The sequence below is a fragment of the Leptotrichia sp. genome (assembly GCF_057270615.1).
This window is the reverse complement of the sequence record NZ_DBHIXN010000069.1, coordinates 1-8,129: the sequence shown is the minus strand read 5'-3', so window position 1 is coordinate 8,129 and position 8,129 is coordinate 1. Positions and strand designations below refer to the sequence as shown.

Sequence of the window (8,129 nt, the reverse complement as noted above, 5' to 3'; positions counted from 1 at the left end):
AAAGCATTTTATATGAAATTAAATGAAGATGGAAAAACTGTAAGAGCAGTTGATTTATTAGCACCTGGAATTGGTGAAATTGTAGGTGGAAGCCAAAGAGAAGACGATTATGACACTCTTTTAGGAAAAATCCACGAAATGGGATTAAAAGAGGAAGATTACTGGTGGTACTTAGACCTTAGAAAATATGGAAGTGTACCACATTCAGGATTTGGACTTGGATTTGACAGAATGCTTATGTATATTACAGGTATGACAAATATTAGAGATGTAATTCCTTTCCCAAGAACAACTAAAAACTTAGAGTTCTAATTATCGGGAGGAACAAAATGGGGAAGATAAAAAGAATAGTGATGATGGTAGCAATACTTCTCACTTTTGCAACAGTTGTAAAAGCAAATTACTATGTTGTAGAAAATACTGAAACTGAAACTGAAACTGAAGGTGGGGATGCAACGACTGTAAATACTGAAGAAGAAAACATTATACCGCCAACAGTTAAAGCTGATGAAATTACAAAAAAGGCTTTTAATCCGCCTAAAAGTGAGACAATAAAGCCAAAGGAAAGAGATACAGGAACTATGCCCGCAACACAAACAGAAGATGTATCTACAGAAGCAAAGTATAATGCCTATGCAAATTATGAAAATGCAACACTTGCCAAGAAAAGTTCATCAGCTACATTTAGAATGGCTCAACTTTACTTTCGGGATGGACTTTACGAAAAAGCAGTAAATTTGGCATTAAAAGATGAAACACCTGATATTCCTGTAATGTATGTAATTGCAATCGGCTCTCGGCTTATGGGAAATAATGATAGATCAATTGACTATTATTCTAGAATTTTATCGAAAGATGAAAATCAGGATGAAGCAAAATTAGGAATAGGAATTGCTTACAAATCAAAAGGGGATTTTTCAAAAGCATTGGAATATCTGCAGGACTATAGTTCTACACATTCTGATGGTGAGGTAAAAAAAGAAATTTCAGTATTAAATGAAATATTAGCTGGTTCAAAATAAAAAATGGGGGGATTATTGTGGAATGGCTTAGACTTAAAGAATATGGGATGAAAAATACTCATATAAAAAAATTGATGTTAATTTTTCAAGATTTTGAAGAATTATTTTATGAGGAAAATTTTAAATTATTTAATGATGAGCTGAAACATCAGCTGGAAGAGTCAATGAAAATTGATATGGAAGAAAGAATGGAACTTTATAAACGAAACAGAACAAGAATAATTAGTGTAAATGATAAGGAATATCCCAAAAAGTTAAAGGAAATAAAGGATTATCCTGTATTCTTATATCTGAAAGGAAAAAAACTGAAAGATTATGACAAGATAAAAATTGACAAAGACAAAATTTCAGTAGAAAATAAGAGAAATATTGCAGTTGTTGGTACAAGAAGAGCTACCAAATTTGGAAAAACTGCTTGTGAAAAAATCGTAAATGAACTTGTAAATTATGATGTAACCCTAATTAGCGGACTTGCAGAAGGAATTGATACAGTTGCTTTGAAAACTGCACTTGATAAGGGAATCGAAGTAATATCGGTAGTAGGGACAGGGCTAGATGTTGTATATCCTTATGAAAATCGGAACTTATGGGAAAGAATAGCAGAAGTTGGGACTGTTATAAGTGAATATCCGTTGGGAACACAGCCTGCTAAATGGACTTTTCCGAGAAGAAATCGAATTATTGCAGGAATGTCAGACGGAATACTGGTAGCCGAAAGTTTTAAAAAAGGCGGTGCACTAATTACAGCAGAACAGGGATTTAATATGAATCGTGAAATTTTTGCGATTCCAGGATTTATAAATTATCCATCTTTTGAAGGCTGTAATGATTTAATCAAAAATAATAAAGCAAAATTGATAACTTGTGGAAATGATATTGCACTCGAATTTTTGTGGGATATAAAAAAAGAAAAAAGTAAATTACAAAAATTGACAGAGGAAGAAAAAATTGTTTTTGAAGTAATAACAGAAGAAGTAAGTTTTGAGCAAATATTACAAAATGTAAAGAAAAAAATTGAAAAAAACAAATTGTTTTCAATAATTATGAGTTTAAAAATTAGAGGACTGATTACAGAAACAAATGGGGCAAAATATATAAGAATAGTTTAGTTTTATACTCAAACCCATTTAAAATTGAACTATTAAAAATTATAAAATTTAAGATTTGAGTAAAATAGTCATAATTTTTAAGTTTAGTTTTAAATCAGGTTTACTATAAATAAAATTGAAAAATAATTTTAAAATAATATAAAGATAATAAAAATAGACTTGCTCGGAAATATATATATTTAGAATTTAAATTGGATCAAGGGGCCTTGATCCCTTGTAAAATAAAAAAATTAAGTTGTCGAACAGGTCTAATAGTAAAAATTATATATAAATATAGTTAAGAAACAAGGAGAAAGTAGAGTTGGCTAGAAAGTTAGTTATTGTTGAGTCACCATCAAAGGCAAAAACAATTGAAAAAATACTTGGTAGAAATTATGAAGTTATCGCATCTTATGGGCATGTAATTGATTTGCCAAAAACTAAAATTGGGATAGATGTGGAAAATAATTTTGAACCTCAGTATAAAGTAATAAAGGGAAAAGGTGAAATTTTAAAAAAATTAAAGGAAAAGGCAAAAAAAGCAAGCAATGTTTATCTAGCTTCGGATCAGGATAGAGAAGGAGAAGCTATTGCTTGGCATATTTTTAATTATATTAAGCAGCCTGATAAAACTAGGAGAATTGAATTTAACGAAATAACGAAGACAGCTGTAAATAATGCAATTAAAAGTCCAAGGGATATTAATGATAATCTTGTAAATGCACAGCAAGCTAGAAGATTGCTAGATAGAATAGTTGGTTATAAAATAAGTCCACTTTTATGGAAAATAATTAATCGTAATGCAAGTGCTGGACGAGTTCAGTCTGTTGCATTAAAATTGATTTGTGATCTAGAAGATGAAATAAATGCGTTTGTTCCGCAAAAATATTGGGAAGTTAGCACATTAATTGAAAAAGATATTAATCTTAACCTAGTAAAAATTTCAGGAAAAAAAGTAGATAAAATATTTGATGAAAAAGTTATAAAAAAATTAAAAAAAGATTTGAAAAATGAATCATTGACACTTGAAAAAATAGAAGTTAAGAAAAAGTCACAAAGACCGCCACTTGTGTTTAAGACAAGTACATTACAACAGCTTGCTTCATCGTATCTTGGATATGGTGCAAGCAGGACTATGAGAATTGCACAGCAACTTTATGAAGGTCTTGAAATTAATGGAGAAAATAAAGGTCTTATAACTTATATGAGAACAGATTCAACAAGAATTTCTGTTGATGCAATAAATATGGCAAAAAGTTATATTACCCAAAATTATGGGGAAAAATATGTAGGAAAATATGTTGTAAAAAATTCAAAATCAAATGTTCAAGATGCCCATGAAGGAATTCGTCCATCTGACATAAACTTAGTTCCTGATGAAATAAAAGGGTATTTGACAAATGAACAATATAAATTATATAAATTAATTTGGGATAGATTTTTAGTTTCTCAGTTTGCAGCAATGCAGTATGAACAAATGCAAATTAATGCTGTAAATAAAGAATATCATTTTAGAGGAACAATTAACAAAGTTATTTTTGATGGATATTATAAGATTTTTAAAGATGAAGATGAAATTAAAACTGGAGATTTTCCAGAATTAAAAGAAGGAAGCATTCATCCAATTGAAAAATTGAATATTGAAGAAGGAGTTACAAAACCGCCAACAAGATTTTCAGAAGCTACTCTTGTAAAAAAATTAGAATCTGAAGGAATCGGACGTCCATCAACCTATGCTTCAATTGTTGAAACTTTGAAAACAAGGGAATATGTGGAAATTATTGAAAAACGTTTTTTTCCAACGTATTTGGGATATGAAGTAAAAGATGAGCTTGTGAAAAATTTTAAAGACATTATGAATGTAAAATTTACTGCGAATATGGAAAAGGATTTGGATAAAGTTGAAGAAGGAACTGTACAATGGGTTCAGCTTTTAAGAGATTTTTATAGTTCGCTGGAAAAAGATATTATAAAGTTTGAAAAAGAAATTGATGAAATAAAAAACCGTAGAGTTGTGGCAGATGTAATGGATTCTGAAGGAAATCCGATGATTTTAAAAACTGGATTATATGGAAAATATTTAATAAGTGAAACAAATGAAAAGGAAAAAATTTCATTAAAGGGAATTCCTGTATCGCCTGAGGAGATTAAAAAGGGAGAAATTTTTGTAAAGGAAGCGGTTGAAAAAATTCAAAATAACAAAAAGGGAATTCCAACTGACTATTCTGATGAAAATGGGATAAAATATGTATTAAAAGTCGGAAGGTTTGGAGAATATCTTGAAAGTGAAAATTATGAAACAGACGAAAAACGAATGTCTTTGCCATTAGAACTAAAACAAAAATATAGAAAAGGTGCCGTAATAGAGATAGATGGAGTACTGCAAATAAATGATGAAATGAAACATATTCAGGAAATTAATCAAAAAATAGTAGAAGAAGCAGGAACTTGTGAATTTTGTGGAAGACCGTATGAAGTAAAAGTCGGAAGATTTGGAAAATTTCTTGCCTGCACAGGTTATCCAGAATGTAAGACAATAAAAAATATAAAAACTGGGAAAGTGACAAGAGTGACTGAAAAAGAAGAAAAAGCCAAAACTAAAAAGTCAACTTCTAAAAAAACAGCTAAAAAGTCTACATCCAAAACAAAATCATCTACTGCAAAAACTAAGAAAACATCAACTAAAAAAACAAAGAAAAAGAAATCAGAGTAATTTTTCAGATGACTAAAGAATGAAGGTAAGGAGGTAAAAAATATGAAAAAAACTGGAATGGATAAGTTGTTTGATAAGTATATGAAAAGAATCCAGTCAGGAGATACGAAAGCTATGAACGAAATAGCTCTTATTTTTCAAAATAATTATGAAGATGAAAATGCAGAAAAATGGTTTTTGAAAGCTATTGAAGCTAAAGATTATTCGTATGCCAATAATTTAGGATATTTATATGCTAATCGCCATGACTTTGAAAATGCAGAAAAGTATTATTTGATTGCAATTGAAAATAATGACTATGATGCTTTAAATAATTTGGCAATTTTGTATGAGCAATATGGAAAAATTGAAGAAGCAGAAAAGTATTATTTGAAGTCAGTTGAAAAAAATTGTGAAGGTGCACAAAAAAATTTACTTATGTTTTATAACAGTACAAATCAAACTGAAAAGGCAAAAGATATATATTTACATTTAGCTTGGAAAAATGATATTGATGCAATGAATCGGTTGGGAATGATTTTTGGAAATGAAGGAAATTTTAAAGAATCTAAAAAATGGTTTTTAAAAGCGGCAGCACTAGGAGATGAGCATGCCAAGAATAATTTAAAGGTATTGAAAGAAAATTTAGATAAATAATTTTTAATATTGCTTGAGTTCATTTGGAATATTAAAAATTATAATTTGGTTTTAAAATAAATTTTATTTAATAAACAAGGGGGTCTTTTACCCCCTTTTAAAAAATTTATGAAAAATTAAAAAATCTTCTGCTTAAAGAAAATATTATTAATTTTCTAAATATTCTTTATTAAATTGTATCATTTTTTCAACATTTACGACTACAAGTAACAAATCGTTTTCCAAGATTTTTTCATCTGGCAAAAGCGATATTCTAAATTCTTCCCCTTCTCTTTTTATTCCAATTACATTCATCTCGTATTTTTTTCTTAAATTTAGTTCTACAAGGTTTTTTTCAATAATCTTTTTTGGAGCCTTAAATTCAAAAATTCTATATTTTTCAGAAAACTTCAAATGTTCTGTCACATCTGGCTTTAAGATTTCAAAAGCTAAGTCTCTTCCAACGCTTTCATCAGGAAATACAACTTTTGTAGCTCCAATTTTTTCTAGAACTTTTCCTTCGATACTTGTGATTGCTTTACAGATAATCGTTTTTATACCTAATTCTTTTAACATAACCGTAACTAATGCACTCGTTTGCAAACTTCCTTCAATGCAAATAAAAGCTACTTCAAAGTCATCGCTATTTACCACTTTTCTTAGCGAATTTTCTTCCGTTACGTCAAAAGAGACAGCTTCTCCAACAATTCCGTCATCTATTACTTGTTGCACAAGTTCTTCATTTTTATCAATTACAAGCACTGTTTCATTATGGCTATAAAGCGTTTTTGCAACACTTCTTCCAAATTTACCTGCTCCTATAACTAAATATCCTGCCATTTTGTCCTCCTAAAAAATTTCAATAAACACAATAATCTTTAAATCTTTATTTTTCTTTATTTTTATAATTTTTACTTTATTAATTTCCAAATTATCCTATTAAAATATTTTCTTGTGGATAAGTATAATGTCCTTTTTTTATTTTTGATTTTGAAAGTGCCAAAGCAATTGTAAGTGGACCGACTCTTCCAACAAACATTGTAACAATAAGTATAAATTTTGAAATACTCATAAGACTTGGCGTTAAATCTCTGGAAAGTCCAACTGTTCCAAATGCTGAATATACTTCAAATGCCAAATCTAAAAGCTTTTTATCTTTTTCAATCAAAATCAGCAAAAATACACAGACTGATGTATAAATAAGCGAAATAAATAATATTGCAATCGCTTTTCTGTAAATTCTCCAGCTTAGACATCTCTTATCATATTCAATAATATCCTTATTTTTTAATGTAGCAAAGATTCCCAAAATTATAAGTCCAATTGTTGTAGTTTTTATTCCTCCACCAGTTGAACCAGGAGAAGCTCCGATAAACATTAGAATAATAAATAAAAGTGAAGTTGATCTTTTTAGTCCAGAAATTGAAACTGTATTAAATCCTGCAGTTCTTGTAGTTACACTTTGAAAAAATGACGCTTCTAATTTTTGTGTAAAAGGTAAATTTCCAATTGTATTTTTATTAGAATATTCAAAAATGAATATTGCGATCATTCCTATTATTACTAAAAAAACAGATATTCCAATGCTTAATTTAGTTGTTAAAGTTAGTTTTTTTTCTTTTTTTCTTAATACATTGTAGCAATTCAGTATTGTTGAAAATCCAATTCCGCCTAGAAATATTAAAAGCGGGATTGTCATATTTATCAAAAAACTGTTTTTAAATCCAGATAAATTATCTGAAAATAATGAAAATCCAGCATTACAAAAGGCTGAAACAGAATGAAACAAAGAATAATAAACCGCTTTAAAAAAACTAAATTTTTTTATAAATTCAAAAAATAAGATAACAGCTCCAATAATTTCAATCAAAATCACAGAAAAAATAACTTTTTTTACATATTCTTCGATTTTAAAAGTTGTGTCAATATTTATATCTTCTTGAACTATTTTTTTTGTATAATATCCAATTTTTTTTGAAACCATTATAATAATAACTGATGTAAACGTTATAACTCCAAGTCCGCCAAGCTGTATTAAAATCAATATGACTATCTGGCCAAAACCATTGTAAATACTGCCTATATCAATACTGGAAAGCCCAGTTACGCAAATAGCTGAAGTCGCTATAAAAAATCCATCAATCATCTTTACACTTTTTCCATAATTTAATGAAATTGGTAAAGATAATAAAATTCCACCTAAAATCGTTACCATTACAAATGATAATAATATTGTCATGTATGGTGAAAAAAACTTATTTTTTAAAAACATTTTATTTTCCTCCATTCATTGTTTTTAAAATATTTAATTCTATAAGACAAATTTATCATATTCAATTTTTTTTGTCAATTATAAAATTTTAATATCAAAATAAAAATTTTAGAGATATGGTAAGTGAACTACTCTCTCTTTTAGAAGTGGGAGCTTCTTGGGAAGTATCTTCTTTTGTTAGCCAAATATATTTACCAAGCTCTTCGGACAGTCCCTGCCCTGTCTTTTTTTATTTTCCTAATACTCCAACATCAATTTTCCAATGTCTTTTATATTCAATGCCGCATTGTAATCTCTATCAATCTCAATTCCACAGCACTCACATCTATAGCTTCTTTCTGACAATTTCAGTTCCTCTTTAACATTTCCACATTTACTGCAAGTTTTCGATGACGGAAACCACTTATCTATTTTTAAAA

At 28.7% G+C, this 8,129-nt stretch carries 8 protein-coding genes; 5 read left to right on the top strand and 3 right to left on the bottom strand.

Translation table 11 applies throughout. The features are described from left to right. The 5 genes from ACO409_RS09525 to ACO409_RS09505 all read left to right on the top strand — a co-directional run. Positions 1 to 312 (top strand): amino acid--tRNA ligase-related protein (locus ACO409_RS09525; protein ID WP_485556718.1); only part of this gene is annotated, 312 nt, incomplete at its 5' end. Positions 313 to 329: 17 nt separating this feature from the next. Beyond that, the gene (locus tag ACO409_RS09520) at positions 330 to 1,022 is read left to right on the top strand and encodes a tetratricopeptide repeat protein (protein ID WP_485556716.1); all 693 of its coding nucleotides are present in this window, start codon (positions 330 to 332) and stop codon (positions 1,020 to 1,022) included. A gap of 17 nt (positions 1,023 to 1,039) precedes the next feature. After that, on the top strand, positions 1,040 to 2,131 hold the full coding sequence (gene dprA / locus ACO409_RS09515) for a DNA-processing protein DprA (RefSeq protein WP_485556714.1): 1,092 nt from the start codon (positions 1,040 to 1,042) through the stop codon (positions 2,129 to 2,131). Between the two features lie 301 nt (positions 2,132 to 2,432). After that, entirely contained in the window at positions 2,433 to 4,823 is a 2,391-nt protein-coding gene (gene topA / locus ACO409_RS09510; protein WP_485556712.1) for a type I DNA topoisomerase, read from the top strand. Between the two features lie 42 nt (positions 4,824 to 4,865). Next, positions 4,866 to 5,459: a tetratricopeptide repeat protein gene (locus ACO409_RS09505; RefSeq protein ID WP_485556710.1), complete on the top strand. Its 594-nt coding sequence runs from the start codon at positions 4,866 to 4,868 to the stop codon at positions 5,457 to 5,459. A 147-nt stretch (positions 5,460 to 5,606) separates the two neighbouring features. Here the strand turns inward: ACO409_RS09505 and ACO409_RS09500 are convergent, their stop codons facing one another. From ACO409_RS09500 to ACO409_RS09490, 3 genes are all read right to left on the bottom strand, one after another. Continuing rightward, positions 5,607 to 6,278, bottom strand: a complete 672-nt coding sequence (locus ACO409_RS09500; RefSeq protein ID WP_485556708.1) for a potassium channel family protein — start codon at positions 6,276 to 6,278, stop codon at positions 5,607 to 5,609. A gap of 91 nt (positions 6,279 to 6,369) precedes the next feature. Then, positions 6,370 to 7,710: a TrkH family potassium uptake protein gene (locus ACO409_RS09495; RefSeq protein ID WP_485556706.1), complete on the bottom strand. Its 1,341-nt coding sequence runs from the start codon at positions 7,708 to 7,710 to the stop codon at positions 6,370 to 6,372. Between the two features lie 237 nt (positions 7,711 to 7,947). Further along, on the bottom strand, positions 7,948 to 8,129 hold a 182-nt coding region (locus tag ACO409_RS09490; RefSeq protein WP_485556703.1), incomplete at its 5' end, for a zinc ribbon domain-containing protein.